Source organism: Pseudomonas sp. R3-52-08 (assembly GCF_003851745.1).
Taxonomy (GTDB): domain Bacteria; phylum Pseudomonadota; class Gammaproteobacteria; order Pseudomonadales; family Pseudomonadaceae; genus Aquipseudomonas.
The window spans coordinates 3,380,211-3,406,847 of the sequence record NZ_CP027730.1 but is presented as its reverse complement, the minus strand read 5'-3'; the positions used below and the strand labels follow the sequence as shown (position 1 = coordinate 3,406,847).

General features: G+C 61.3%; 18 protein-coding genes. 9 read left to right on the top strand and 9 right to left on the bottom strand.

Annotation, left to right across the window (positions count from 1 at the left end; all coding sequences use genetic code 11):
• The first annotated feature begins 163 nt into the window (after nucleotides 1-163).
• From metC to xth, 3 genes are all read left to right on the top strand, one after another.
• The gene (metC, locus tag C4J91_RS15470; RefSeq protein WP_124363135.1) at nucleotides 164-2,887 is read left to right on the top strand and encodes a cystathionine beta-lyase; all 2,724 of its coding nucleotides are present in this window, start codon (nucleotides 164-166) and stop codon (nucleotides 2,885-2,887) included.
• 106 nt (nucleotides 2,888-2,993) lie between these two features.
• Nucleotides 2,994-4,718, top strand: a complete 1,725-nt coding sequence (ggt, locus tag C4J91_RS15465) for a gamma-glutamyltransferase (RefSeq protein WP_124363134.1) — start codon at nucleotides 2,994-2,996, stop codon at nucleotides 4,716-4,718.
• Between the two features lie 76 nt (nucleotides 4,719-4,794).
• The gene (gene xth / locus C4J91_RS15460) at nucleotides 4,795-5,589 is read left to right on the top strand and encodes an exodeoxyribonuclease III (protein WP_124363133.1); all 795 of its coding nucleotides are present in this window, start codon (nucleotides 4,795-4,797) and stop codon (nucleotides 5,587-5,589) included.
• Here the strand turns inward: xth and C4J91_RS15455 are convergent.
• Together C4J91_RS15455 and pnuC are read right to left on the bottom strand one after the other, a co-directional pair.
• On the bottom strand, nucleotides 5,586-6,122 hold the full coding sequence (locus C4J91_RS15455) for an AAA family ATPase (protein WP_124365163.1): 537 nt from the start codon (nucleotides 6,120-6,122) through the stop codon (nucleotides 5,586-5,588). The two genes, xth and C4J91_RS15455, sit on opposite strands and share 4 nt — an antisense overlap.
• Nucleotides 6,119-6,682: a nicotinamide riboside transporter PnuC gene (gene pnuC, locus C4J91_RS15450; protein ID WP_124363132.1), complete on the bottom strand. Its 564-nt coding sequence runs from the start codon at nucleotides 6,680-6,682 to the stop codon at nucleotides 6,119-6,121. Before pnuC ends, C4J91_RS15455 begins: the two co-directional genes overlap by 4 nt.
• A gap of 798 nt (nucleotides 6,683-7,480) precedes the next feature.
• Here pnuC and C4J91_RS15445 point away from each other — a divergent pair.
• A complete protein-coding gene (locus tag C4J91_RS15445; protein WP_124363131.1) occupies nucleotides 7,481-9,736 on the top strand; it encodes an Orn/Lys/Arg decarboxylase N-terminal domain-containing protein in 2,256 nt (751 codons plus the stop codon).
• 8 nt (nucleotides 9,737-9,744) lie between these two features.
• Nucleotides 9,745-10,326, top strand: coding sequence for a GNAT family N-acetyltransferase (locus C4J91_RS15440; RefSeq protein WP_124363130.1), 582 nt, complete (start codon nucleotides 9,745-9,747; stop codon nucleotides 10,324-10,326).
• Nucleotides 10,327-10,351: 25 nt separating this feature from the next.
• On the opposite strand, the gene C4J91_RS15435 is transcribed toward C4J91_RS15440, so the two are convergent.
• The gene (locus C4J91_RS15435) at nucleotides 10,352-11,260 is read right to left on the bottom strand and encodes a LysR substrate-binding domain-containing protein (protein WP_124363129.1); all 909 of its coding nucleotides are present in this window, start codon (nucleotides 11,258-11,260) and stop codon (nucleotides 10,352-10,354) included.
• Between the two features lie 182 nt (nucleotides 11,261-11,442).
• Here C4J91_RS15435 and C4J91_RS15430 point away from each other — a divergent pair, with 182 nt between their 5' ends.
• Nucleotides 11,443-11,781 carry a hypothetical protein gene (locus C4J91_RS15430; RefSeq protein ID WP_124363128.1) on the top strand — a complete coding sequence of 113 codons (339 nt, stop codon included), beginning with the start codon at nucleotides 11,443-11,445 and terminating at the stop codon, nucleotides 11,779-11,781.
• A 49-nt stretch (nucleotides 11,782-11,830) separates the two neighbouring features.
• Here the strand turns inward: C4J91_RS15430 and C4J91_RS15425 are convergent, their stop codons facing one another.
• On the bottom strand, nucleotides 11,831-12,067 hold the full coding sequence (locus tag C4J91_RS15425) for a hypothetical protein (protein WP_124363127.1): 237 nt from the start codon (nucleotides 12,065-12,067) through the stop codon (nucleotides 11,831-11,833).
• Between the two features lie 226 nt (nucleotides 12,068-12,293).
• On the opposite strand from C4J91_RS15425, the gene C4J91_RS15420 reads away from it, so the two are divergent.
• Nucleotides 12,294-12,851 carry an NADPH-dependent FMN reductase gene (locus tag C4J91_RS15420; RefSeq protein WP_124363126.1) on the top strand — a complete coding sequence of 186 codons (558 nt, stop codon included), beginning with the start codon at nucleotides 12,294-12,296 and terminating at the stop codon, nucleotides 12,849-12,851.
• Between the two features lie 51 nt (nucleotides 12,852-12,902).
• Here C4J91_RS15420 and poxB read toward each other — a convergent pair whose 3' ends face one another.
• Both poxB and C4J91_RS15410 read right to left on the bottom strand, forming a co-directional pair.
• Nucleotides 12,903-14,627, bottom strand: coding sequence for a ubiquinone-dependent pyruvate dehydrogenase (poxB, locus tag C4J91_RS15415; protein WP_124363125.1), 1,725 nt, complete (start codon nucleotides 14,625-14,627; stop codon nucleotides 12,903-12,905).
• Nucleotides 14,628-14,704: 77 nt separating this feature from the next.
• Nucleotides 14,705-15,937 carry an NADH:flavin oxidoreductase/NADH oxidase family protein gene (locus tag C4J91_RS15410; RefSeq protein ID WP_124363124.1) on the bottom strand — a complete coding sequence of 411 codons (1,233 nt, stop codon included), beginning with the start codon at nucleotides 15,935-15,937 and terminating at the stop codon, nucleotides 14,705-14,707.
• A 71-nt stretch (nucleotides 15,938-16,008) separates the two neighbouring features.
• On the opposite strand from C4J91_RS15410, the gene C4J91_RS15405 reads away from it, so the two are divergent.
• On the top strand, nucleotides 16,009-16,413 hold the full coding sequence (locus C4J91_RS15405; protein WP_124363123.1) for a MerR family transcriptional regulator: 405 nt from the start codon (nucleotides 16,009-16,011) through the stop codon (nucleotides 16,411-16,413).
• 297 nt (nucleotides 16,414-16,710) lie between these two features.
• On the opposite strand, the gene C4J91_RS15400 is transcribed toward C4J91_RS15405, so the two are convergent.
• From C4J91_RS15400 to C4J91_RS15390, 3 genes are all read right to left on the bottom strand, one after another.
• The gene (locus C4J91_RS15400) at nucleotides 16,711-17,205 is read right to left on the bottom strand and encodes a DUF934 domain-containing protein (protein WP_124363122.1); all 495 of its coding nucleotides are present in this window, start codon (nucleotides 17,203-17,205) and stop codon (nucleotides 16,711-16,713) included.
• Nucleotides 17,189-18,847, bottom strand: a complete 1,659-nt coding sequence (locus C4J91_RS15395; protein ID WP_124363121.1) for a nitrite/sulfite reductase — start codon at nucleotides 18,845-18,847, stop codon at nucleotides 17,189-17,191. The genes C4J91_RS15400 and C4J91_RS15395 overlap by 17 nt, the downstream gene beginning before the upstream one ends.
• Nucleotides 18,848-19,235: 388 nt before the next feature.
• The gene (locus C4J91_RS15390; RefSeq protein ID WP_124363120.1) at nucleotides 19,236-19,451 is read right to left on the bottom strand and encodes a DUF2970 domain-containing protein; all 216 of its coding nucleotides are present in this window, start codon (nucleotides 19,449-19,451) and stop codon (nucleotides 19,236-19,238) included.
• A gap of 145 nt (nucleotides 19,452-19,596) precedes the next feature.
• On the opposite strand from C4J91_RS15390, the gene C4J91_RS15385 reads away from it, so the two are divergent.
• Nucleotides 19,597-26,589, top strand: coding sequence for an NEL-type E3 ubiquitin ligase domain-containing protein (locus tag C4J91_RS15385; RefSeq protein WP_164484544.1), 6,993 nt, complete (start codon nucleotides 19,597-19,599; stop codon nucleotides 26,587-26,589).
• Nucleotides 26,590-26,637: the final 48 nt, after the last annotated feature.

Below are 26,637 nucleotides of genomic sequence, written 5' to 3'. Positions count from 1 at the left end.
CTCACTGTAGGAGCGAGCTTGCTCGCGAAAAACGTCCAGGCAACGCGTTCATTCTGGATAAACGCGGTGGCTCTGAGTTCTTAGCGAGCAAGCTCGCTCCTACAAAAAGCCTTAACTGCATTAGGGCTTTGCCCTCACTTTTCTTTTAATTGTTGGGACTTCCATGAGCCAGACCATCACCCCGCATCAACTGCAGCAGTGGCTGTTCGACGGGCAGGAAATCGCGCTATTCGACGTGCGCGAACACGGGCAATACGGCGAGGCCCACCTGTTTCACGGGGTGAACCTGCCCTATAGCCGCCTGGAGCTGGATGTACGCCGCCTGGCGCCCAACCCCCAGGTGCGCCTGGTGATCTACGACCAGGACGGTGGTGAGGTCGCGGCAGCCGTGGCCACGCGGTTGCAGACGCTAGGCTACAGCCATGTGAATGTGCTGGAGCGCGGGGCGGACGGCTGGCAGGCGGCGGGCTTGCAGTTGTTTGCCGGGGTGCATGTGCCGTCCAAGGCCTTCGGCGAACTGGTCGAAGCGGCCAGCCATACGCCCCACATCACCGCGCGGCAATTGGCCGAGTGGCAGGCGCGGGGCGAACCGCTGGTGCTGCTGGACGGGCGACCGTTCGAGGAGTACCGCAAGATGACGATTCCCGGTTCCATCTGCTGCCCCAACGGCGAGCTGGGCTATCGCGTGCATGACCTGGTGCCGGACGACACCACCCCCATCGTCATCAACTGCGCCGGACGCACCCGCAGCATTATCGGCGCGCAGACCCTGATCAACCTTGGCTTGAAGAATCCGATCTATGCCCTGGAAAACGGCACCCAGGGCTGGTATCTGGAAGACTTGCCGCTGGAGCACGGCAGCACGCGACGCTATGGCGACCCCGTCAGCCCACAGCTGGATCGCCAGCGCCAGGCCGCACGGCTGTTGGCTGGGCGGGCAGGGGTGGAACAGGTCTCGGCGGATCAGGTGCGCCAGTGGGCCGACGACAGCCAGCGCAGCCTGTTCCTGTGTGATGTGCGAACTTTCGAGGAATTCGCCGCCGGCAGCCTGCCGGGTGCGCAACATACACCGGGCGGGCAGTTGATCCAGGCCACCGACCTCTACATCGGCGTGCGTCAGGCGCGGGTGGTCGTGGTGGACAGCGAGGGCGTGCGCGCGCCTATCGTCGCCAGTTGGCTGCGGCAGCTGGGGCATCAAGCCTACGTGTTGAGCGGCGGCATCGACAGTGGCCTGGCGTTGCCGACAGTGCAGCCGGTGGCGTACGAACCGCTGCCGTTGATCAGCGCCGCAGCCCTGGCGCTGGAATTGAACGAGGTGGACCTGGTCGACCTGCGCCCCAGCATGGCGTATCGCAAGGGGCATATCGCCGGCTCGCGCTGGTCGATTCGTCCGCGACTCACGGCGGGGCATCGGCCCCAGGTGCTGGTGGCGGACGACCCCGCATTGGCGGCCTTTGCCGCGCAGGGGCGCGCGGTACGCCTGCTCGAGGGTGGTTTCGCGGCCTGGGTCGCGGCCGGCCTAGCGGTGGATGCAGACCCGCACTCGCCGCCCGACGCGCAGTGCATCGACTTTCTGTTCTTCACCCATGACCGTCACAGCGGTAACAAGGACGCGGCGCGCCAGTACCTGGCCTGGGAAATCGGCCTGCTGGCGCAGATGAGCGCGGCGGAGATCGCCAGCCTCAAGCCGTTGGCGCCGGTGTCGCGGGTGCGTACGCGGTTGATTCACGCCGCTCGGACTGAAAGGGGCCACGGCGGCCGCGCGGTCAATGTGCCGATCACGCGCCTGAGTACGGTGCTGTTCGACAACCTGGCGCAGATGCGCGACGCCCGGGCCCGGCGGGACAGCGAGCGGGTGCTGAGTTACGGCGCGCGGGGCAACCCGACGGCCCATGCCCTGGAAGACCTGGTCACCGAGCTGGAAGGCGGCTATCGCACCCGGCTGTATGGCACCGGCCTGGCAGCGGCGGCCCAGGTGTTCCTGGCCTACCTGCGCCCCGGCGACCATGTGTTGATCACCGACGCGGTGTATTCACCGGTGCGCAAGCTGGCCCGTGAATTTCTCCAGCCGTTCGGCATTGAAGTGAGCTATTTCCCCGCCGATGGCCAGGGCCTGGAACACCAGCTGCAGGCCAACACCCGGCTGGTCTACGCCGAAGTGCCGGGTTCGCTGTTGTATGAGCTGTGCGATCTGCCGGCGATTGCCGCGCTGTGCAAGCCACGCGGGATTCTGCTGGCGGTCGACAACACCTGGGGCTCGGGCTATCTGTACCGGCCCCTGGCACTGGGCGCGGATATTTCCATCATGGCCCTGACCAAATACCTCGGCGGCCACAGCGACGTGATGATGGGCAGCGTGTGCACCACCACCGCCGCCTGGCCGGCGCTGGGCAGGATGAGCGATACCTTCGGCAATGCGGTGAGCGCCGACGATGCCTACCTGATCCTGCGCGGCGCGCGCACCCTGGCGTCGCGCCTGGATGTGCATGAACGCCAGGCCTTGCACATTGCCCAGTGGTTGCAGGCGCAACCGCAGGTCAAGCGGGTGTTCCATCCGGCGCTCCCCACCCATCCTGGGCACGCCCTGTGGCGCCGGGACTTCACCGGCAATAACGGCTTGTTATCGTTTGAGCTGGCGAAGGCTGACATCGGCTACCTCGAACGTTTTATCGATGGCTTGCAGCTGTTTGGCCTGGGCGCCTCGTGGGGCGGCTATGAAAGCCTGGTCACCGTGGTCGACACCCAAGACCGCGACAGTGCCACCGACCGTGGGTTGAACCCGGTGGTGCGGCTGCATATCGGCTTGGAAGATGTCGCGGCATTGCTTGAAGATCTGCAGCGCGGCTTTGCACGGGCCGGTGAACGGCTTGAAGGCTCACCGGCTTGACGTGCGTTCCATCACCGACAGGTTCTGTAATAAAAACGCCATCGCGCTGGGGATCGAATAAGGGAAGGGCTATTTTGGTGCATCTCAATAAATAGAGTAGCCATGGATGAAATACCAACCCTTCAGCCGCACCTTGATTGCCACTGCGCTGGTGTTGACGGTCAGTGGCGTGCACGCCGCTTCCCAGGCCCCGGTGGCCGGTGAAAATGGCATGGTGGTCACCGCCCAGCATCTGGCCACTCAGGTCGGCGTGGAGGTGCTCAAGGCCGGCGGTAACGCGGTGGATGCGGCGGTGGCCGTGGGCTATGCGCTGGCAGTGGTGTACCCGGCGGCAGGCAACCTGGGCGGCGGCGGTTTCATGACCGTGCAGCTGGCGGACGGGCGCAAGACCTTCCTCGACTTTCGCGAAAAAGCCCCGCTGGCGGCCACGGCCGATATGTACCTGGACAAAGACGGCAATGTGGTCGAAGGCCTGAGCGCCAAGGGCCACCTGGCCGTCGGTGTACCTGGCACTGTCTCGGGCATGGAGTTGGCGCTGAGCAAGTACGGCACCCTCAAGCGCGCCCAGGTGATCGCGCCGGCGATCAAACTGGCGGAGAACGGCTTTGCCCTGGAGCAGGGCGATATCGACCTGCTGCACACCGCCACCGGCGAATTCGAGAAAGACCAGGATCTGCGCGGGATCTTCCTGCATAACGGCCAACCGATGCAGGTCGGCCAGAAACTGGTGCAGAAGGACTTGGCCAGGACCCTCAAGGAGATTTCTGCCAAGGGCAGCGATGGCTTTTATAAAGGCTGGGTCGCCAACGCCTTGGTGGAGTCGAGCCAGGCCGGCAAGGGCCTGATCACCCAGGCTGACCTGGACACCTACAAGACCCGCGAACTGGCGCCTATCGAGTGCGATTACCGTGGCTACCATGTGGTCTCGGCGCCGCCGCCAAGCTCTGGCGGCGTGGTGATCTGCCAGATCATGAACATCCTCGAAGGTTACCCGATGGCGGACCTGGGGTACCACTCGGCCCAGGGCTTGCACTACCAGATCGAAGCGATGCGCCACGCCTATGTAGACCGCAACAGCTACCTCGGCGACCCGGATTTCGTGAAGAACCCGATTGCGCATCTGCTGGATAAAAATTACGCGGCGAAACTGCGCGACGCGATCGAGCCACACAAGGCCGGGGACTCCCAGGCGATCAAGCCGGGCGTGTCGCCCCATGAAGGCAACAACACCACCCACTATTCCATCGTCGACACCTGGGGCAACGCCGTTTCCGTCACCTACACCCTCAATGACTGGTTTGGCGCGGGCGTGATGGCGAGCAAGACCGGGGTGATCCTCAACGATGAAATGGACGACTTCACCGTCAAGGTCGGCGTGCCGAACATGTACGGCCTGGTCCAGGGTGAAGCCAACGCCATTGCGCCGGGCAAGGCGCCGCTGTCGTCGATGAGCCCGACTATCGTGACCAAGGATGGCAAGACGGTGATGGTGGTGGGCACGCCAGGCGGCAGCCGCATTATCACCGCGACCTTGCTGACCATCCTCAATGTCATCGACTACAAGATGAACATCCAGGAGGCCGTGGATGCGCCGCGCTTCCACCAGCAGTGGATGCCGCAGACCACCAACCTTGAAACCTTCGCGGTCAGCCCGGACACCCAGAAAATCCTCGAGAGCTGGGGGCATAAATTCGCCGGTCCCCAGGACGCCAACCACCTGGCCGCGATCCTGGTGGGCGCGCCGGCCCTGGGTGGCAAGCCGGTGGGCAACAACCGCTTCTATGGCGCGAATGACCCGCGTCGCAACACGGGCCTGTCGTTGGGTTACTGAGGCCGACTCGCTCGCGCATGGAACATCTGCGGCATTTCGGGGCTCTATCCCAAGAGCCCCGAAAGGACCCCACCCCATGAAAGCGCTGAAAATCGCCACCTTCAACATCAACGGTATTCGTGCCCGTCTGCCCAACCTGCTGCAGTGGCTGGCCCGCGAGCAGCCGGACGTCGTCTGCCTGCAAGAACTCAAGGCGCCGGAAAGCCTGTTTCCCTATGCTGAGTTCGAAGCGGCCGGCTACGGCGCGATCTGCCTGGGCCAGGCCTCGTGGAACGGTGTGGCGATTCTGGCCAAGGACGCGCAACCGCTGGAAAGCCGGCGGGGCCTGCCCGGTGACGAGAGCGACCAGCAAAGCCGCTATATCGAGGCGGCCGTGCACGGCGTGCTGGTCGGCTGCCTGTACCTGCCCAACGGCAACCCGCAACCGGGGCCTAAATTCGACTACAAGCTAGCCTGGTTCGAACGCCTGATCGACTATGCCCAGGCGTTGCAAACCAGTGATCACCCGGTGGTGCTGGCCGGGGATTTCAATGTGGTGCCCACCGATCTGGATATCTATAACCCGCGCTCCTGGCTCAAGGATGCGCTGTTGCAACCCGAGAGCCGCGCCTGCTATCAACGCCTGCTTGACCAGGGCTGGACCGACTCAGTGCGTCATTTGTACCCCGAAGAGCGGGTGTATACGTTCTGGGACTATTTCCGCCAGCACTGGCAGAAAAATTCCGGCCTGCGCATCGACCACCTGCTGCTCAACCCGGCGCTCAAGCCCTATCTCAAGGACGCGGGCGTCGATGCCTGGGTGCGTAACGAGGCGCATGCCAGCGACCACGCGCCGACCTGGATTCAGCTCGGCACGCGCAAAAAGCGTTAACCGACCGTTGTCGCCCCGAGCAAGCGCTCGACTGCGGCAAACGCGGCGTTCCGGCGCGCTTGCCAGTCTCCCCGGATCACCATCACAGGCTGTTGATGCGCGTGCAGCCAATCCAGGCTGGCCTGGAAGAACGCTCGGCGGTCGGCCAGGTCGGGTTGGCAGCGCTGGCCGTCGGCGCTCCATTCCACGTCTTCGGGCGACAACAGCAGATGCAGGTCGTAGTGACGGGCCAGCAGTTCGCTGTCGAGCCAGCTGGGGCAGTCGCCGAACAGGGTCTGGCTCCAGAGTGTGTTGGTCAGCAGGTGGGTGTCGAGGATCAGCAAATCAGGCTGCGCTGCGCGGGCGGCGTCTTCCCAGGCCAACTGGCCCTGGGCAATCGCCGGGATATCCGCCAGGCAGGTGTCGCGCTGGTGGTGGTCGATGAAATAGCGCACATATTCACCCACCATCAGCCCGCCGAAGTGCGCGTGCAGCTCAGCCGCCAGCCAACTTTTGCCGCTGGATTCAGGGCCTGCCAGTACCACCACTTTCATGCGTGCAACGCCGGGTCGGCGCGCCATTCACGCCAGCCCTGCATGGCGATTACGGTGAACAGTGCGTAGAGCGCGGCGGTGAGGTAGAGGCCTTTGTAGAGGAATAGCCCGACGAAAATCACATCCACCACGATCCACAGCGGCCAGCACTGCACGCGTTTTTGCGCCATCCACAACTGCGCTACCAGGCTGAAACCCGTCAGGGCCGCGTCGAGCCAGGGTTGAGCGGCGTCGGTCCAGTGGGCCATGGCGGCGCCGAGCAACAGGCTGAACACCGCGCCGACGGCCAGGGCGGTCAAGATGGCCGGCCAGCCCAGGCTGCTGACCTGACGGCCTTGCTTGACCGTGCCGGCGCGGGTCCATTGCCACCAGCCGTAGACTTGCAGCACGGCGTAGACTCCCTGCAGCAGCATGTCGGAATACAGCTTCACCTCAAGGAACACCCAGGTGTAGAGCAACACCATCACTAGGCCGATAGGCCAGCACCAGGGATTTTGCTTGACCGTCAGCCACACAGCGATCACCCCCAGGGCGGCGGCGAACAGTTCAAGCCCGGACATGGCGGTTCCTTGGGAGAGCGGAAGAGGGCGCTGATTGTACCTATAGGTCATCCATCCTCAAACAGCGGAGGGTAAATGTGGCAATGGGCGGGTTCCCGAAGGCTGGGATCAGTCGCTGGTGGCGGTGACTGACACACTCCCATCGGGGCATAGGTATCTACACAACTCTGTAGCAGCAGCCTAGGCTAACCACGATGCGAAGCGAGTCGCTCTTGATCTTGCTTTTGATCTAGGCGCCCCGTTAAACCACGCTGGCCGCAATTCGATAGTGATTTGGGGGGTAAACCGGCATGGATGCCGGTTTAGCCGCCCCGCGCCATGGATGGCGCGTGGCGGCGGCCCCCCAAATCAATGTCGGATTACGGGCACACCGAGCCGGGGCGAGGTGCCGAGTGGTGGGGCAAGAGCGTTTTGCTTACTTTTGCGCTTTTCAAAAGTGAGACGCCGTAAGGGCGGAACCCTAAGCTGCCGTTACCGCAGCAACGGATATGTACTCGCTCTGATCCAACATCCTGGTCGGCTGTCAGGCCGCCATCGGGGGCAAGCCCCCTCCCACATTTGGAGCGCGGGGGGCAGTTAAAGAGGCTTCGGCTGCTGAGCCGTCACAGGTTTAGGGCCGCGCGAAAGTTGTGTAGATACCTATGGCCACGCGCCGCGTTCCTACAAAAAGCCTTAACTGACCCGCATTGGGACAAGCCCCCTGCGACAATTGATCTTCATTGTCTGTGAAAATCTTCATTCGCCACTTTCGCTTCCAGCTTCTACCCTGAGTGCAAGCCCTCAGGAGTAGGAGCGCCCATGTACAAAGACCTGAAGTTTCCCGTCCTTATCGTGCACCGCGACATCAAGGCCGACACCGTTGCCGGTGATCGGGTTCGAGGCATCGCCAGGGAGTTGGAGCAGGAGGGCTTCAGTATCTTTTCCGCCGTGGACTACGCCGAAGGGCGACTGGTGGCGGCCACCCACCACGGCCTTGCCTGCATGCTGATCGCCGCCGAGGGCGCCGGGGAAAATACCCATTTGCTGCAAAACATGGTCGAGCTGATCCGCCTGGCGCGGGTGAGGGCGCCCAACCTGCCGATCTTCGCGCTGGGCGAGCAAGTCACCCTGGAAAACGCCCCGGCGGATGCCATGAGCGAACTCAACCAGTTGCGCGGCATCCTGTATCTGTTCGAAGACACCGTACCGTTTCTCGCGCGCCAGGTCGCGCGTGCGGCGCGCGCCTACCTCGATGGCTTGTTGCCGCCGTTCTTCAAGGCCCTGGTGCAACACACCGCCGACTCCAATTACTCCTGGCACACCCCCGGCCACGGCGGTGGCGTGGCGTATCGCAAAAGCCCGGTGGGGCAGGCGTTTCACCAGTTCTTCGGGGAAAATACGTTGCGTTCGGACTTGTCTGTCTCGGTCCCCGAGCTGGGCTCGCTGCTCGATCACACCGGACCGCTGGCGGAAGCCGAAGCCCGCGCGGCACGCAATTTTGGCGCTGACCACACGTTTTTCGTGATCAACGGCACCTCCACCGCCAACAAGATCGTCTGGCACTCCATGGTCGGTCGCGATGACCTGGTCCTGGTCGACCGCAATTGCCACAAGTCGGTACTGCATTCGATCATCATGACCGGCGCGATCCCCTTGTACCTGTGCCCGGAGCGCAACGAGCTGGGGATCATCGGCCCCATCCCCTTGAGCGAATTCAGCGCCGACTCGATCCGCGCCAAGATCGACGCCAGCCCTCTGACCCATGGACGCCCGGCGAAGGTAAAGCTGGCGGTGGTCACCAACTCCACCTACGACGGCCTGTGCTACAACGCCGAGCTGATCAAGCAGCAACTGGGTAACAGCGTCGAGGTGCTGCACTTCGATGAGGCCTGGTATGCCTACGCGGCGTTCCACGAGTTTTTCGCCGGGCGCTACGGCATGGGTACCTCGCGCACGCCGGACAGCCCGCTGGTGTTTACCACGCACTCCACCCACAAACTGCTGGCGGCCTTCAGCCAGGCCTCGATGATTCACGTGCAGGACGGCGGAGCGCGGCAACTGGACCGCGACCGCTTCAACGAAGCGTTCATGATGCATATTTCCACCTCGCCGCAATACAGCATCATCGCCTCCCTGGACGTGGCGTCAGCGATGATGGAAGGCCCGGCGGGTCGCTCGCTGTTGCAGGAAATGTTCGATGAGGCCCTGAGTTTCCGCCGTGCGCTGGCCAACCTGCGTCAGCATATCGCCGCTGATGACTGGTGGTTTTCGATCTGGCAGCCGCCGTCGGTGGCCGGTATCGACCGGGTCGTCACCGCGGACTGGCTGCTGCATCCTCAGGATGACTGGCATGGTTTTGGCGACGTAGCTGAAGACTATGTGCTGCTGGACCCGATCAAAGTCACCCTGGTAATGCCCGGCCTCACTGCCGGCGGCGCCTTGAGCGATCGCGGGATTCCCGCCGCCGTGGTCAGCAAGTTTCTCTGGGAGCGCGGCCTGGTGGTGGAAAAAACCGGGCTGTATTCTTTCCTCGTGCTGTTTTCCATGGGCATCACCAAAGGCAAATGGAGTACCTTGCTCACCGAGTTGCTGGAATTCAAGCGCAGCTATGATGCCAATACCAGCCTGGCCAGTTGCCTGCCCTCGGTATATGCCCAGGGGGCGATACGTTATCAGGGCTTGGGGTTGCGCGACCTGTGCGACCAGTTGCACAGTTGTTATCGCAGCAACGCGACGGCCAGGCATCTCAAACGCATGTACACGGTGTTGCCGCAGATCGCGATGAAACCGGCCGATGCCTACGACCAGTTGGTCAGGGGCGAAGTGGAAGCGGTATCCATCGATGCCTTGCCAGGACGCATCGCAGCCGTGATGCTGGTGCCGTATCCGCCGGGTATTCCGCTGATCATGCCGGGCGAGCGCTTTACCGAGTCAACCCGTTCGATCATCGACTATCTGGCGTTTGCCCGGACGTTCGATAGCAGTTTTCCCGGTTTTGTCGCCGATGTGCATGGGTTGCAACACGAAGATGACGGCAGTGGTCGTTGTTACACCGTCGATTGCATCAAAGGTTAAGGAACGTTATGCAAGCTGTCATGAACCCGAAGTATCCAGGGCTCAGTGTGCGAGTCGCCGACGAAGGCTTCGACGCTTACGTATGGGGCAACGACTTCAGTTTTGAGGTCAGTGCCTATGGTGTGCCGCAGATGGGCAAGCGGGTCGATCAATGGCCGGTGGAGCGCATCCTGCCGTACCGCAAGTGTTACGGCATCGACCCTGAAGAATTCGCCAGCTTTCGCGATGCGACCGACAGCGCGGTCTTCATGGCCTATCTGGATGATCGCGCGGTGGGCCACGTTGTGATCAGTACCAACTGGAACGGCTTTGCCCATGTCGACGAGTTGGCGGTGGCGCTGCCTGCGCGGCGTCACGGTGTCGCCAAGGCGCTGTTGGACGTGGCGCAGTTCTGGGCACGCAAGAAGAACCTGCCGGGCATGATGCTGGAAACCCAGAACAACAACCTCGGTGCCTGTCGCCTGTATGAACGTAGCGGGTACGTGATGGGGGGTATCGATCAACTGCGCTATCGCGGCATCGACCCGCAAACCCGCGAAGTGGCGATTTTCTGGTATCGGCTGTTCAAGAACGAAGTCGAATCGATCTGAGACGGTGTAGCACGTCAGCTTGCGTCTACAGTGGCTTGGTATCGTTGGACAGCAGGTTCTCGGCCTTTTGCGTGACGATCTCCAGCAGTGCATTCAGGGCTGGTGAAGCGGCCCCGTCCTGCAGGGTCAATGCATACAGGTTGACGCTGATCGGGGGTGATATCGGGCACACATCCAGCCCCGCGTCCCGCGCACCGAAGGCGGTGAACGGGTCGACCACCGCCAGGCCTTCTCCCGCCTCCACCATGCTGCGCATCATCTGGTACGTCTGTACCCGCGTCTGCACCACCGGCAGCGGGCGCAAAGCTAGCAGCTTGGCGTCCAGCAGACGGCTCAACGGGTCGTGGCCCTCCAGGCCAATCATCGACTGCCCCGCCAGATCCTGCAGCGCACTGTACTTCTGCTTGGGTTTCAGCCAGCCGTGGGGGGCGAGCAATTGGAGTTTGCCTTGGGCCAGCACGCGACTCTGAATGTGTGGGTGTTGCGGGTCATGCAGGCTCAGGCCCACATCGGTCTCATGCAGCAACAGGCGCCTGACGATCTCCCGGGTCGGCTGGCTCGATAGGTTGCACGGCGTATCCTGGAACCGTCGGCGCAGCAGGGCGATGCTCTGGGGTAGTAATTGGTTGGCCAGCGGCGGGGTGCACAGCACACGCAAGGTCGGCGCGTGATGGTGTTTCAAGCGGCTGGCCAGGCGCTGTATCGGCTCAAGCGCGTCGTACAGGGGGGCGATTTGCGCTTGCAGCTCCAGGGTTTCACGGGTGGCTTGCAGGCGCCCGCGGACACTGGCAAACAGCATGAAGCCCAATTGCAGTTCCGCATCCTTGAGCGTGGCGTCTACCTCGCCCACGGGGAGTTGCAACCACTCGGCGGCCGTGCCGAGGTGTCCGGTCTGCAAGATGGCCTGAATCACTTCGATATGACGTAAACGCATGGCCGGAGTCTATGTGCAGTGGGGTGGGGATTCAATGGCGCAGGTCCCCGTGCGCAAAAAAGACTGCACGGGTCGCCCCTGCCTATGGCGTTAAGCCAGGACCTCACTAGAATGAGGCGTCTGATCAGCAACGACCAATGCCGGGTACCCGGTACTTACAACAAAAACAGGTCTGGTCTCAAATGCCTCTACCCTCGACGCTTTTCGGGGTAACGGCCAAGCAATTCCTGGTCCTGGTGACCGTGGGGTGCCTGGCGGCTTACTTCTTCAATAATCACGATGAATACGCGCCGGAAAACCTCGCACTCGAAGCGTTTATCCGTTCCCAGGAACAGGTCGCCGAGCAGGTGGGCGCGGTGCTTGGTATGACGTTGATCAGGCAGGTGGAGGCGTATCCCGCTTACGACCGGTCGGGCTACAAGCGTTCGATGTATGCGGTGGAAGGGGAGAGAGGGCAGTTGGTGGTGACGCTCAAGCAAGGCGAGCAGGGCATTGAAGTAACGGAAATCCGCAGCCCGTAAGCATCCCCAGCCCAGTCGCGAGGACTGAGCAGGTGGACAGGGCGAAATCTTATGACACGAGAGAGGTCGGAGATTCGCGGACGATAATCGTGCCCGACTGGATCAATTTGAACTCATCACCTTCCAGTTTTTCTACACGGTCGCCAATGGCCAGCTTGTAGGAGGTGGTAGGCGCCGAGCCAGCCAGGTCGCCGTGCGCCGGGTTGGATTCCTGGAACTCATGCACCGAATATACGCGGCCTTCCGCGTCTCTGGCATGAAACTGTCCGACTAATACTGCTGCCATCTGTTTAGAACCTCTGGAGATAAACACTCGATTTGCGGTTCTGTAGACCGTCAGTGAGCGGGGTAGTTTACCTATAAGAAAAAAATACTATTCGTTTAAAGTTTCAGATGTTTCCTACGCGAGCGCGTGCGTGGCGACTTCTTGGGCATTCGCAAAACACTCTGGTGCACGCGCCGCGAAGCCTTTATAACTACTCGCTCCTTTAGTCACACGTCGGGAAACCTCAATGAGCAAGGTCTACACGATTGCCGTCCTGGTTGGCAGCCTGAGAAAAGAGTCGATCAACCGCAAGGTCGCCCTGGCATTGGCCGAACTGGCCCCCGCCAACCTCAAGTTGAATATTGTCGAGATCGGCGATCTGCCGCTCTACAACGAGGACATTGAAGGTGCGGCAGCGCCCGAAGCCTACAGTACTTTCCGCAAACAGGTGAGTTCATCCGACGCAGTGCTGTTCGTGACCCCGGAATACAACCGTTCGGTGCCCGCGCCGTTGAAGAATGCCATCGACGTAGGCTCCCGCCCTTATGGGCAGAGTGTCTGGGGCGCCAAGCCGGGGGCGATCATCAGCGTGTCGCCGGGCGCCATGGGTGGCTTTGGGGCCAACCATCACCTGCGCCAGTCTTTGGTGTTTCTGGATGTGTGGTGCATGCAAACGCCGGAAGCCTACCTGGGCGGCGCGGGCAGTGTGTTCGACGAGGCGGGCAAGCTGTCGGAGAAGACCAGGCCGTTCCTGCAGGCATTTATCGATGCGTTCGGCCAGTGGGTCGAAAAACAAAAGGGCTGAATTGACAAGGCGTGCTGATGTGGGAGGGAGCAGGCTCCCTCCCACAGGGCATCATCGTAGCCAGTTGGTGCGTGCCAGCTCGATCACTTCATCGCCACGCCCGCTCATCACGGCCTTGAGCATATACAGGCTGAACCCCTTGGCCTGTTCCAGCTTGATGCTCGGCGGCATCACCAGCTCTTGAGTGGCGGTGACCACATCCACCAGCACCGGGCCGTCGTGGGCCAGGGCGCGGCGCAGGGCCGGCTCCAGGTCTTCGGATTGCTCCACACGGATCCCCAGGATGCCCATGGCGTTGGACATGGCCGCGAAGTCCGGGTTTTTCAGCTCGGTTCCTGTGTCCAGGTAGCCTGCCGCCTTCATCTCCATCGCGACGAAACCCAGTGACGCGTTATTGAACACGATCAGTTTCACTGGCAGGTTCAATTGCGCCAGAGAAATGAAATCCCCCATCAACATGGTGAAACCGCCGTCGCCAGACATCGAGATCACCTGGCGCCCAGGGAATGCCGCCTGTGCGCCGATGGCCTGGGGCATGGCGTTGGCCATCGAACCGTGGTTGAACGAGCCGATCAGCCGGCGCTTGCCGTTCATTTTCAAATAGCGCGCGGCCCATACGGTCGGTGAGCCGACATCGGCGGTGAAGATCGCGTCGTCATCGGCCAGCTCGCTGAGCAGGCGTGCCACGTATTGGGGGTGGATCGGCCGATCTGCCTTGGACGGTTGCGCCAGGTCATCCAGACCCTGGCGGGCTTTTTCGTAATGCTTCAACGAGGTTTCGAGAAAGCTGCGATCCGTCTTGCGGGTCAGGCGTGGCAGCAACGCATCGAGGGTTTCACTGACATCGGCGGCGATGCCCAGGTCCAGGGTCGTACGTCGTCCCAGGGCCTGGGGGTCGCGGTCGACCTGAACGATCGTCGCGTCGGTCGGGTAGAACTGGCGGTAGGGGAAGTCCGTGCCGAGCATGATCAGGGTGTCGCAATCGAGCATGGCGTGGTAACCGGAGCTGAACCCGATCAGGCCGGTCATGCCGACGTCGAACGGGTTGTCCCACTCCACATGCTCCTTGCCGCGCAGCGCGTGCACCACCGGCGCGCCGAGGGCATCGGCCAGCGCGACCACTTGGTCATGGGCGCCGGCGCAACCGCTGCCGCACAACAGGGTGACTTTTTCACTGCGCTGGAGGATCTCGCTCAGCCGCTGCAGATCGGCCTCTGCCGGCAAGGTGCGCGGTGCATGCAGCGCCGGCCAGGGCTTGAGCTTGTCCTCCACTTCCAGCAGCGAGACATCCCCGGGGATCACCACCACCGCCACGCCCCGATTGAGGATCGCCGAACGCATGGCGCGATGCAGCACCTGGGGCATCTGCTCGGGGTTGCTCACCAGCTCGATAAAGTGGCTGCACTCCTTGAACAGCTCCTGGGGATGGGTTTCCTGGAAGTAGTTCAGGCCGATCTCCGAGGACGGAATTTGCGCGGCAATCGCCAGCACCGGCACATGGTTGCGATGGCAATCGAACAACCCATTGATCAAGTGCAGGTTACCCGGCCCGCAACTGCCGGCGCACACCGTCAGCTCACCGGTGGCAGCGGCTTCGGCGCCGGCAGCGAACGCGGCCACTTCTTCGTGGCGCACATGCATCCACTCGATGCTGTCCATGCTGCGCAGGGCGTCGGTGAGGCCATTGAGGCTGTCGCCGGTCAGACCCCAGATGCGCTTGATACCTGCCTGTTCAAGGGTGGTTGCCAACTGCTGGGCCAGGTTGATTTTCGCCATGAAGAACTCCAATCGTCATTGAGATGAATAACTGCTGATCAGTAGAGGACAGTTCGATCACGGCGAATGCTCCGCCTCTAATGTGAAGATTGCGTCATGGCCGCGCGGTATTGGCGCGTGCGGCGAGCGAGGAACCATTGGTCCCGCACGAGCGCCCACCAGGGAATGACGTTGAGGCTGGGCAGGCGGCCGCGGCTCAGGCGGCGCATCTGGTGGCGCACCACAGCCACCAGCGCAAGGGCCGCCAGTGTCTTGCGCTGCCAAGTGATCGGTTTGAGCTGCGGGTTGAGCTCGCGACCGTCACGCCAGTGTTTGATCAGTTGCGGTTCCAGGGTCAGGGCGGTGGCGATGCCGGCCATGGCGATGCCGCTGTCCAGTACGTGCTGCACGATGGCTAGGCGACGGATGCCGCCGGTGACCATGACCGGCATCCGGGCGATGGTTGCCAGGTCTTTGGCGAATTCCAGGAAGTAGGCTTCGCGGGCCAGTGTGCGGCCATCGCGAGCGTCGCCTTGCATCGCGGGTGCCTCGTAGCTGCCGCCGGATAATTCGAGCAAGTCGATCGGCAATGCGTTGAGCATCTCGACCACCGCACGCGCATCGGCTTCATCGAAGCCGCCGCGCTGGAAGTCGGCCGAATTGAGTTTGACCGCCACGCAAAATGCCGGGCTGACGCTGGCGCGCACGGCGCGGATCACTTCCAGCAGCAGGCGCGCGCGGTTTTCCAGTGGGCCGCCCCAACGGTCGGTGCGTTGGTTGGTCAAGGGCGACAGAAATTGGCTGAGCAAGTAGCCATGGGCGCCATGGACCTGCACACCGGTAAATCCTGCTTTCTCGGCCAGGCGGGCACTGGTGGCGAAGCGTTTGATTACGTCTTGAATGTCGTCTTCGGTCATGGCCCTGGGTTGGGCGAACAGCTTCGAAAAGCCGCCGAGGTCCAAGGCGATGGCCGAGGGTGCCAGCGCTTGCTGGCCCAGGTTGGCCATGGTCTGGCGTCCTGGGTGGCTGAGCTGCATCCAGAAGTGCACAGCCTTGCTCCGTGCCACATCGGCCCACTCGCGAAAGCTGTCCAGGTGCTGCTCGTCTTCCAGGGCAACACCGCCTGGGCCGGTCAGGGCACGGCGGTCGATCATGACGTTACCGGTGAGCAGCAAGCCGGGTTCACCCTCGGCCCAGGTCGTGTATAGCTGCTTCAATTCACGGGAGGGTGCCTGATTGAAATCGGCCATGTTTTCTTCCATCGCTGCCTTGGCAATGCGGTTGGAAATAACCTGGCCGTTGGGCAGTTGCAAGGCTTCAAAGGGTGACATGGATTGACTCCTGAGCGGGGGAGGCCTCAGGCTAAGCTTAAAGTTAACTTTAATGTCAAGCGGGCGTTTCGATGAATATTGGTGAGCTGGTAAAACAGAGCGGGTTGGCGGCGTCGCGTATCCGCTTTTACGAGGCCGAAGGCTTGATCAGCCAAGTGGGACGCCAAGCCAATGGGTATCGGCGTTATGCACCCGAGGCGCTGCAGACGCTGCAATTGATCCAGAGCGCGCAACAGGCCGGGTTTACCCTGCAGGAACTCAAGGCGTTGATGCCGGCGCCGGGGGAGCACAGGCGCGATGAGTTGATCGAGGCGTTGGAGCGCAAAGTGGCCCAGATCGAGGTGATGCAGGCGCAGTTGGCCCACAGCAAGGCGCAATTATCAGGCGTGATCGATGCGGTGCGGGCGCAGCCAGACGATGTACCGTGCTCCATGGGGCAGAAGCAAGTGCTGGCGTCGATTAAACTGCAATCTTGAAGTCGCTGAATAGCCAAGGTGGGAGGGGGCTTGCCTCCGATGACGGTGTGTCAGTCCCGCCTAAGCTGGCTGATCCACCGCCATCGGGGGCAAGCCCCCTCCCACATGTTTAACCGTGTTCGGCTGGCTATTTGTAGGGTTCCCATCTACTTCAACGCTGTGCGCAGATGCAAAATCTGCCGGATGTACGCAGATCCAAATGTGGGAGGGGGCTTGCTCCCGATGACGGTGTGTCAGTCCCGCCTAAGCTGGCTGATCCACCGCAATCAGGAGCAAACCCCCTCCCACATTTTTTACTCAGCGGCGTCGGAATAGCGGTAGCGGCTCATCCGTTGCAGCCTGGTACGTCACCGAAAAGTCTTTAAGGCTTTCCAGCGCTTCGTACGGGTCTTTGTCGGGGCGCAAGGCGAAGGCATCGAAGCCGCAGCGGCGCAGGTAGAACAGTTGGTCGCGCAGCACGTCGCCAATCGCCCGCAGTTCGCCCTTGTAGCTATAGCGCTCACGCAGCAGGCGGGCGTTGGAGTAGTTGCGTCCGTCGGTGAAGGCCGGGAAGTTCAGGGCGATGACTTGGAAATGCTCCACGTCATCACCGATCTCTTCGGCTTCTTCATCGGCGTCCAGCCACACGCCCAGGCCGCCGTCGCGGGCCTTGAGGGCATGGCCGTGTTCGCGCCACAGGGCCAATGGGACGATCAGGTCGTCGCAGTTGGAAATGCCGTCGAAGCTCGCATCCTTGGGCAGCAGGTGCCAGGTTTCGTCGACGACTTCGTTGTGCTTAATGATTCGCTGCATAGACGCGCTCCTTGAACAGGTCAATGCCGATGCGCTGGTAGGTGTCGATGAAACGCTCATCTTCGGTGCGCTGTTCGATGTACACGTCGATCAGCTTGCCGATCACCTCTGGCATGGCTTCCTGGGCGAAGGACGGGCCGAGGATCTTGCCCAGGCTCGCATCACGGTTGGCGCTGCCACCCAGGGACACTTGGTAGAATTCTTCGCCTTTCTTGTCCACGCCCAGGATGCCGATGTGGCCGACATGGTGGTGGCCACAGGCGTTCATGCACCCGGAGATGTTCAGGTCCAGCTCGCCGATGTCGAACAGGTAGTCCAGGTCGTCGAAACGGCGCTGGATCGATTCGGCGATCGGGATCGACTTGGCGTTGGCCAGGGAGCAGAAGTCGCCGCCCGGGCAGCAGATGATGTCGGTCAACAGCCCGATGTTCGGCGTGGCGAAACCGCCTTCGCGCAGTTCGCCCCACAGGGTGAACAGTTGGCTCTGCTCGACGTCCGCGAGAATGATGTTCTGCTCATGGGAGGTGCGCAGCTGGCCGAAGCTGTAGCGGTCGGCCAGGTCGGCGACGGCGTCCAGCTGCTTGTCGGTGATGTCGCCCGGTGCCACGCCGGTGGGTTTGAGCGACAGGGTCACCGCCACATAGCCCGATTGTTTATGCGCCAGGGTATTGCGCGTGCGCCAGCGGGCGAAGCCCGGATGCTGCTGGTCGAGCGCCGCGAGCTCGGCGTCCTGATTGCTCAGGGTTTTGTATTCGGGGTCGACGAAGTGCTTGGCCACGCGCTGCACTTCGGCCTCGGTCAAGGTCGTCTGGCCGCCGCGCAGGTGTTCCATCTCGGCGTCGACTTTCTGCGCGAACACCTCAGGGGTCAGCGCCTTGACCAGGATTTTGATCCGGGCCTTGTACTTGTTGTCGCGGCGACCATAACGGTTGTAAACCCGCAGGATCGCGTCGAGGTAGCTCAGCAGGTCCTGCCACGGCAGGAACTCGTTGATGAAGGCGCCGACCACCGGGGTACGCCCCAGGCCGCCACCCACCAACACCCGGAAACCCAGCTCGCCGGCGGCGTTATGCACCGGCTCCAGGCCGATGTCGTGCACTTCGATGGCAGCGCGGTCCGACGTCGAGCCATTGATGGCGATCTTGAACTTGCGCGGCAGGTAGGCGAATTCGGGGTGGAAGGTGGTCCATTGACGCACGATTTCACACCAGGGACGCGGATCGATCACTTCATCGAAGGCGACGCCGGCGAATTGGTCGGTGGTCACGTTGCGCAGGCAGTTACCGCTGGTCTGAATGGCGTGCATCTGCACGGTCGCCAGTTCAGCGAGGATGTCCGGCACGTCCTCCAGCGCCGGCCAGTTGAACTGCACGTTCTGGCGGGTACTGATGTGGGCGTAGCCTTTGTCGAAGTCGCGGGCGATCTTGGCCATCATGCGCGTCTGGCGCGAGGTCAGCTGGCCATAGGGCACAGCCACCCGCAGCATCGGCGCAAAGCGCTGAACATAAAGGCCATTTTGCAGGCGCAGAGGGCGGAACTCTTCTTCGCTCAGTTCACCTGCTAAGTAGCGTCGGGTCTGATCACGGAACTGCTTGACGCGGTCCTCGATGATGCGCTGATCGTATTCGTCGTATACGTACATATAGGTCCTGTTCTCGGCAAATCTGCGCGCACGGCCGCGCACTCCCAACGGAGCCGGCGCACGATACCAGTTTGCGTTTATGCGCAAAAGTGATGTTTGAGTATATGCACATAACCAAAATGACTAATGGGAAGGGTTATTGCGATATCCACATTTGTCATAGGGGCAAGTCTGGTCTTTACTGGTGTCGAGTCTTAGGGCAATCACCTATAAAACCGACAAGAGGCGATGCGATGAGCAATTCGACAAAAATACGTAAACCCGACAGCACCGTGGATGCCTGGGCGATTCTGTTCCTGATCATCCTTGTGGTGGGCACCGCTGTGTTCTGGGTCAGCCACCAGTAAGTCATTCCTTCAGCTTGCAGTCCTTGCCGCCTCGGCCGGCTTCATACCCCGGCCAGGTGCAGCACCAGCTTGACAATGCCAAACAGCGTCAACGCAAACACTGCCGTGAATACAATACCCATTATCACGAAGTGGCTCGGCTTGCCGTGGGTGAAGTCGCGGGCGCGGTTCTTGCCGCTTTGCACGCCAAAGGCGGCGGCCAAGACGCTGTGGAGCATCTGCCAGAACGTGGGCGGTTTGTGCTGTGGGTCGTCCATGGATCCCTCGAAATGAAGTGCGACTGAATCAGGTGCTTCAAAGCATAGTCCAGCCCCTGGGCTGTGGCGGGCCATATAGCTCACTACCGCCTTCGCGATGGCTAGTAATGGTGTGCTGTCACTCTACTTCCCAGAGAGAGACACCATGACCATTACAACTGTGCCTGTGCACCACATTACCGAAAGCCTGCATGGCAAACTCCTGAAAAAATCGCTGCCTCAATGGCTGTTGAACGCCCCGTCTGCGCGGCGTGCCGAGCTCAAGCACACCGATGCGGTGTTACCCCAGGCCTATCTGGACGCCACCTCCGCGCAACGCAAGCAGCTACATGACTATTTCACCGCGAGCTTCACCGCGCAAACGACGCTCGACAAGACCATGGCCGACTTGCAGAGCATCGACGCCTTCGCCGAGTCCTTGCTGCTCAAGGCGCTGAACGATCAGTACGGCGTAGTGCTGGACGTACGCAAGACATGGATCAGCCTGAGAAAAACCACGAAAGCGGGTTATATAGAGCTGGGAAATTTTGAGTTCCTGAAGCTTAGCTTGCTGGAAGCGACGAAACATAACTTTGAAGTCTCTGAAGCCGCAGAGGGTGCATTTCATCATTCCTCCGGTTTCATGGAACAGGGCGCGACGCCCGATACCTTTACCCAAGTGACCGTCAACCTCGAGGTTCATCAGTTCTTGACGCTCTGCCGGACGCTGGATGTCGGTGCGAAGTATCAAACCCATATCAAGGCATTTCTCCAACCCACCGATCTCATGAAGGCCGCCACACTGCGCCGGCAGTTCATTGCGAACCAGAAGGCAACGATGCGCGCCGCCGCCGAGCTGGCTCTGCTGCAAAAAGACATCGATGTCGAGGAGCATGCAATGGTGCTGTCGGTGATTGATGGTGAGGTGTTCCCGCAATTGCGAGGGCAACCCGTCTGGTTTTGCGACCTGGGTCTCATGAAGCGCCGCTTGACTGGCTGCGTGGTGTTTATGCCGTGCCAGAAATATCGTTATGCGAAGGGATGTATCGTCTATGTCCCGCATGATCAGACGCATTCCATGAAAAGCTTTACCTTTCGCGAGATGGAGGCGTACTTCAAGGAGCGATTCACTGCTGCGGATACCTCGTCCCCTGAGGCGGCAAGCCCGACCACTTACCAGAAATTCTTCAGTCGGTTCGTGCCGTATAGCGATCATCCCTACTATTTCGGCCAGTTCACCAAGGACGGCGAGACCACGCGGGCCAGAAAATTCGCGTCCATAGCGCCACCTGCCAGTAAGGTGCTGGATGTGCTCACGCCATTCCCTATTGGCCTCACCAATCCAGCCCCTTTGCCGAAGCCCCCGCAACAGGTGGAGGAGGACCCCTATCTGAATGTCGCACCGTACCGACAAAAGGGGCAAGGGCTCTGGGGGGATAACCTCGACCTGTGGGACTACCTGTTTGACTGCAGTTGCACTCAGAGCATCAACGACGCGGCGGCGCATGCGGTGCCTACCGCAGAGGTCGATGCCAAGGTGCGCGCGCAGAGAATCGCCAGTTGGCTGAATATCGGCTTTTTCGCCGCGACCTTCTTCGCAGGCTTTGTGCCGGTACTGGGCGAAATCGTGCTGGCCTTTATGGCTGGCCAGCTTCTGTACGAGGCGTTTGAAGGGACCATAGAGTGGGCGGAAGGTGATCGTAAGGCCGCCAAGGCGCACCTGATCGACCTGGCGGAAAACCTCGCGCTGATTGCTCTGTTGCACGTTGCCGGCAAGGGGGTAGGCAAGCTGCTGGCGATCAAGCCCTCGACCGTCATCGAGGACCTGCACCCGGTCAAACTGCCCAATGGTCAGACCCGGTTGTGGAAGCCCGATCTGTCGCCTTACAAAAGCGTCGTGAGGTTGCCTGACGGCGCTCGTCCCAATGCTTTGGGACAATACGAAATCAACGGCAAGACCTACGTCCGGTTGAATAGCGATTTGTACGAACAGGCCCTCGACCCAACCGTCAACAAATGGCGGATCAAGCATCCCGATGACCCTGAGGCGTACCAGCCCATTCTGGAACACAACAAGGCCGGCGCCTGGCGGCACATGCATGAGCGCCCATTGGAGTGGGACCGTCTGACGCTGCTGCGCCGGCTCGGCCACCGTACCGAAGAGTTCTCCGACGAGGTATTGCGCACCATTGGCCAAGTCAGTGGCGTTGAGGACGCGGTGTTGCGCAAAGTCCATGTGGACGGCTTGCCCATTCCAGCGGCACTGGATGAAACGCTGGAGCAGTTCAGTGTCGACCAGCAGGTCGGCGAGGTGATCGAGCAAATCCGTCGCGGTTTCGGGTCAGGCAGTCGCTTCGAGTATGTGTTGCCGCTGATAACAGAACTGCCGCACTGGCCGGAAGGCCGGATATTGGAAGTGTTCAACGGGCCTGAGCCCTGGGGCGCGTCCCAGCGCTATGGTGTGACACCGTCAACGAGTAACGCGGGTGTAAGCATCAAGCTCACCCGTGGCGAGGTACGGGCCGGCAAGCTGGGCGAGAAGGTGCTGTCCCGGATGAGCGCGGACGAAATCGACCGCCTGCTGGGGAGTGCGTCGGGTTGGAACGGGCTGACCCGAGAAGAAGAGTTCAACAAGCGCCTGGCGGACCATGCGCTGAAGAGGCAGCGTGCGCTGTTCGATAGCCTGTGGCAATCAAGGATGCCGACGGTGCCCGACACCAGCGTACTGGGCCGACGCTACCCATCTTTACCGCGTCAGGCCTTGAACGAGGTGATGGACGCCGCTACCCAGAGCGAGCGCAATCGCTTGAATAAGGGCAGGGTGCCGACGCGCCTGGATGACCTGGCGCGCATTCACCTGCAACAGCATCGCCTGAACCGCGCTATCGCCGGCCTGCACCGCGAGAATCTAGCGAGCCTGGACAGCGACCGCCTGGCCTTGCACTGCCTGGAGCTGCTGCCGGGCTGGCCGGGAGGGTTGCGGCTGGAACTGCGCGGCGACACCTTTCGCGGGCCGCTGCTGGACAGTATCGGCGCAGAGGACGCCGCGATGCGTAAATACCTGGTCAAGGAAGGCGACAGCTTCCAGGCGCATGATGAACAAGGCGAGGCCATGCATAGCGTCTTGCCCACCAGCCGCAACTTCTATCAATCGATCCTGCATGCCTTGCCAGATGAATTCCGTAATGGGATAGGTATTCCATCGACCGGTCAGGATGGCCTGTTGAAGCAGACGCTAGTCAACTATGCGAGCAGCCATCGCAGCGAAATGGCGGGTATTCTCGGACAACGGGCGCCCCGGTCGCGACCGTCCCTGCGCCTGCCGGGCGGCCGCCTGGGGTATGAGTTGTCGGGGAGGGGAGCGGCGGCAGGCGATATTGATCGCTTGGTCACGCGGGTGCGAGATATCTACCCAAATGTGTCTGACCCCATAGCCAGGCTTTTTGTGGTCAGACACCTGGCCAGCGGTGAACACCCGCAACAGATTTTCAACCTGTTGGCCAATCGCCAGCGAGAAATCGATGGCTTGCGCAATGCCCTTGAACCCTGGGCGGGAAGTGACCTGGATCGTCTACGAGTGGCTGGCAACGTCATCGACTGTTGGCGCAATGGCCTGAATCGTGGCGGCGCTCCTTTCAGCAGCTTGAGCCTATTCGGTGAGTCAAGGTTACCCGCATTGAACGCCGATTTTTCCCATGTGCGTACTTTGAATATGTCGGGTGCGGCGCTGCTTGACGCCCAGGGAACGGCGCTTATCCGCCAGTTCCCGAATGTGCGACGCCTTGAGCTACACGTCGACGCCTCCACCCGCAATGCGATCGCCGAACGGCTGGCGAGCTTGTCGGATATCACTGAGCTGGTATTCACGGACCTGGAATCCTCCAGGCCTTCGTCCTCGCCCGTCGTCCCTGATGAAGTATTGCAATCGATCAATCGCATGACGCAACTTGAACAGCTGTCCCTGTCAGGCGGCATGGACCGGTTGGATGTCGGCGGGCTGGTAAACCTGCGCAGCCTGCATGTGTCCGGATCGCTGGCGACCTGGCCGGAAGGTGTCCTCGGGCTTGAGCACCTGGGCAGCCTCAACCTGGCGTCCACACCGATCACCTCCATACCGCCGCAGATGTTCACCGGCCATGAGAACCTATGGCGCGGGCTGCGGATGAACTGGGGGCAGTTTGAACAGCAGGCATTCATTCAGGCCTATGAACACGTGCGTGACAACACAGCGCATCTTGTGGATGAAGAGGCCATGGTTCGGTCGTACGTAGAGGGCTCACTGTTCTACATGACGGGCGGTGATGCGGCCACACTCTTCAACGTTCTTGAGGCATTCAGACTGCAGCGGGTACCCGCCATTGAACAGCTCGATCGGCTTAACGCCTTACGCGACGAGCAACGTAATTTGACCCAGGAGGTGCAGCAGTGGTCGACGCGCACTCCGGTTGACCCGGATAACTGGGCAGACTCGTTTAATCGTCAACAGGCTGCGGATCGCATACTCGTCTCCTGGCAAGAGGGCCTGGGCCAGCGTCTGGCGCCGGGTACAAGACCGGTGCCGTCTACACAGACCGCTACGCCAGAGATGCGCCTCGACCTTTCAGGCGGTGGATTGGTCGATTTACCGTCGTTACCGGCAGCCGGCTTTTCCCATGTACGTGTCTTGAACCTGGCAGGCGTGCGAGTACCGCTCACGGAGCTTGAGACCTTTCTGGGGCGGTTCAGCCAAGTGGAGCACTTGGACCTTGCCAATAACGACCTGACCAGCCTGCCTTCAACCCTGACTGAGATGACGTCCCTGCGTTCCCTGGATTTTTCCCGCAACCTGTTGCACGTCACCCCCACGATCCAGGCCCGCTTGAATAGTCTGACGAACCTGACCTCTCTGAATCTGCAATTTAACCCCGTCCGAACGCTGGATATCAGCCGTCTCCTGCAGTTGACGACCCTCGACCTGGGGCACACAGCCATTCGTGATTGGCCTGTGGGCGCGTTGCAGTCGACTTCCCTGCGGCAACTAGACCTGAGCCATAGCGCGATAACCACGATTCCCAAGGCGGCGTTGACCGGCCATGACCCATTGCTGTCCAACTTGAACCTGCGCGGCTGTCGTCTTACGGCGGCTACCGTGGCGCAGGTACAGACGATCGGCCAACGCCTGGGAAGCGAGAGCCCGCTGGGCATTTCCCGTGTGTTTCTGGAGCAAGGCAGAACGGGCGGCGTTCCTGAGTACTTCCCTGAGGGCGTTGAACAAAATCCTGGCCTTCTGTTTCCGCTGCCCTTATCGGTTGAGGGCGCAGCGGCGCCGATGACTGCCGCGGCGCGCATGCAGCGCCTGGACCCAAGCCTGGACACCGCGCAGGCCGTGGCGCGCATCGACGCGTTGAGCAGCGATGGGCTGAGTGCGATTGAAATAGAGGATCGCCTAGTGGAGTGGGAGGGGCAGCACCGCCAATGGGTCGAGGCTTTGAATGAATGGATCGATATTCGCGGTATCCGTGACAACGGGCGCTGGATCAACGCCCTCGACCGGCACCGGGCGGCAGGACGGATGCTGTCCAGCTGGCGCTATTGCCTTCGCGAAGGGCTGCCGGTACCGGCGCCGCAAGGCCTGCACCAATTGACTCTGTCCGGGCTGACGCTGGGGGATTTGCCGGCGCTACCCAGCCTGCTCCCCCATGTCCGCGATCTAGACCTGAGCGGGGTCAGGATTACGGATCAAGGCTCCAATGAGTTTCTGCGCACGTTTCGCCATATCGACACCTTGACCCTGGGCAACAACGACCTGACGGTATTGCCCGATGCCGTGAGTGAATTTCGTTCGCTGCGGCATCTGGACGCTGCCCGTAATAACTTGCGAGACGCGCCGGCGCTGCGCCGACAACTGCTTAATATGCCCCTGTTGGAAAGCTTGAACCTGAATGAAAACCTGCTGCCCGAGCTGGATGTGAGCGGTATGTCGCAGGTGCAAACCTTGAACCTGAGCGACAACGTATTGACCGAGTGGCCGGCGGGCGTGCTTCAGGCGCCGCGCTTACGCTCGTTGAACCTGCGTAACAACCGGATAGAGGTCATCCCACCCGAGGCCCTTAGCCTCAGGCATCAGGCGTTGATGGCCGGCACCGACCTGTACGACAACCTGCTGCTTGAGGATGAGTTCGAAGCTTTGCGAACGCATCTGCTGCGCACCGGCAATGGCCTGGGCTTTACCCTCGAGGATATCGAAGAAATGATCGCAGGCTATCATTCTGAAGAGTCCGAAAGCTCCGATGAGCAGTCGGATTTCGATGAGCACCCGGAAATCGAACCCCCCCAAGTGCAGCGAGACCGCTGGTTCGCCGACGTGGCTGAGGGTTCGGAGCGGGAGCAAGCCTGGGACGAACTACGGGCCGAGCCTGACAGCGCTGCCTTTTTCTTCACCTTGTCGCAATTGCGCAATACCCGGGATTTCCAGCGCAATCCGGCGGATATGACAACGCGGGTGTGGCGGGTCCTGGATGCGCTCTATGCAAACCGCTCTCTGCGCTCGGACGTATTTGCCAGGGCAAGTGCGGCACAGGTCAGGGTGACATGCGGCGATGGTCGAATTCTGGTGTTCAACGACCTTGAAACGGCTGTCTATGAGTTCAACGTGCGCAGTAGCGTGACGCCTGCGCAGGAAGGTAGCGAATTGTTCCGGTTGGCCAGGCGCATGAGCCGCCTCGATGCCGTCGAGAGGCATGCCGAAGAGGCCATTCGCGGGCGGCCAGGCGCCGACCCAGCGGAAATTCGCCTGGCTTACCGTATTGGATTGGCCCAGCGTCTGGATCTGCCGAGCCAACCCCATGGCATGATCTATACAAACGTCGCCAACGTGACCTCGGCGGCCCTGGATACTGCGTATGACAGCATCATTGAAAACGAAGGCCGCGATGCCTTTGTCCAGAGCCTGGTTGAACGCACCTACTGGGTGGACTACTTGAGAAGGACGTACGCTGTCGAGTTCAGGGCCTTGGCCGACGACATCGCCACACAAATCGACGCCCTGGATGATCGTTACCCCGACGCAGGCGCGCACTATTTACGTGAATATGCAGAGTTGGGCCGCAAGCGGGCTGAACAGGAAACCGCCCTGGCCATCGAGCTGACCGCGAGGGAACGCACCCGGCTGGGTCTGTAGGGCGCACGTCCGTGCAGGGGCTCGACAAGCCCCTGCACGGACGCAAGA

What these genes read in the sequence shown, in the direction of transcription:
- C4J91_RS15445 (WP_124363131.1), top strand. Translation starts at nt 7,481, where the DNA reads ATGTACAAAGACCTGAAGTTTCCCGTCCTTATCGTGCACCGCGACATC.
- C4J91_RS15405 (WP_124363123.1), top strand. Translation starts at nt 16,009, where the DNA reads ATGAATATTGGTGAGCTGGTAAAACAGAGCGGGTTGGCGGCGTCGCGT.
- C4J91_RS15430 (WP_124363128.1), top strand. Translation starts at nt 11,443, where the DNA reads ATGCCTCTACCCTCGACGCTTTTCGGGGTAACGGCCAAGCAATTCCTG.
- C4J91_RS15410 (WP_124363124.1), bottom strand. Translation starts at nt 15,937, where the DNA reads ATGTCACCCTTTGAAGCCTTGCAACTGCCCAACGGCCAGGTTATTTCC.
- xth (WP_124363133.1), top strand. Translation starts at nt 4,795, where the DNA reads ATGAAAGCGCTGAAAATCGCCACCTTCAACATCAACGGTATTCGTGCC.
- C4J91_RS15390 (WP_124363120.1), bottom strand. Translation starts at nt 19,451, where the DNA reads ATGGACGACCCACAGCACAAACCGCCCACGTTCTGGCAGATGCTCCAC.
- poxB (WP_124363125.1), bottom strand. Translation starts at nt 14,627, where the DNA reads ATGGCGAAAATCAACCTGGCCCAGCAGTTGGCAACCACCCTTGAACAG.
- C4J91_RS15440 (WP_124363130.1), top strand. Translation starts at nt 9,745, where the DNA reads ATGCAAGCTGTCATGAACCCGAAGTATCCAGGGCTCAGTGTGCGAGTC.
- C4J91_RS15435 (WP_124363129.1), bottom strand. Translation starts at nt 11,260, where the DNA reads ATGCGTTTACGTCATATCGAAGTGATTCAGGCCATCTTGCAGACCGGA.
- C4J91_RS15420 (WP_124363126.1), top strand. Translation starts at nt 12,294, where the DNA reads ATGAGCAAGGTCTACACGATTGCCGTCCTGGTTGGCAGCCTGAGAAAA.
- C4J91_RS15385 (WP_164484544.1), top strand. Translation starts at nt 19,597, where the DNA reads ATGACCATTACAACTGTGCCTGTGCACCACATTACCGAAAGCCTGCAT.
- ggt (WP_124363134.1), top strand. Translation starts at nt 2,994, where the DNA reads ATGAAATACCAACCCTTCAGCCGCACCTTGATTGCCACTGCGCTGGTG.
- C4J91_RS15400 (WP_124363122.1), bottom strand. Translation starts at nt 17,205, where the DNA reads ATGCAGCGAATCATTAAGCACAACGAAGTCGTCGACGAAACCTGGCAC.
- C4J91_RS15395 (WP_124363121.1), bottom strand. Translation starts at nt 18,847, where the DNA reads ATGTACGTATACGACGAATACGATCAGCGCATCATCGAGGACCGCGTC.
- pnuC (WP_124363132.1), bottom strand. Translation starts at nt 6,682, where the DNA reads ATGTCCGGGCTTGAACTGTTCGCCGCCGCCCTGGGGGTGATCGCTGTG.
- metC (WP_124363135.1), top strand. Translation starts at nt 164, where the DNA reads ATGAGCCAGACCATCACCCCGCATCAACTGCAGCAGTGGCTGTTCGAC.
- C4J91_RS15425 (WP_124363127.1), bottom strand. Translation starts at nt 12,067, where the DNA reads ATGGCAGCAGTATTAGTCGGACAGTTTCATGCCAGAGACGCGGAAGGC.
- C4J91_RS15455 (WP_124365163.1), bottom strand. Translation starts at nt 6,122, where the DNA reads ATGAAAGTGGTGGTACTGGCAGGCCCTGAATCCAGCGGCAAAAGTTGG.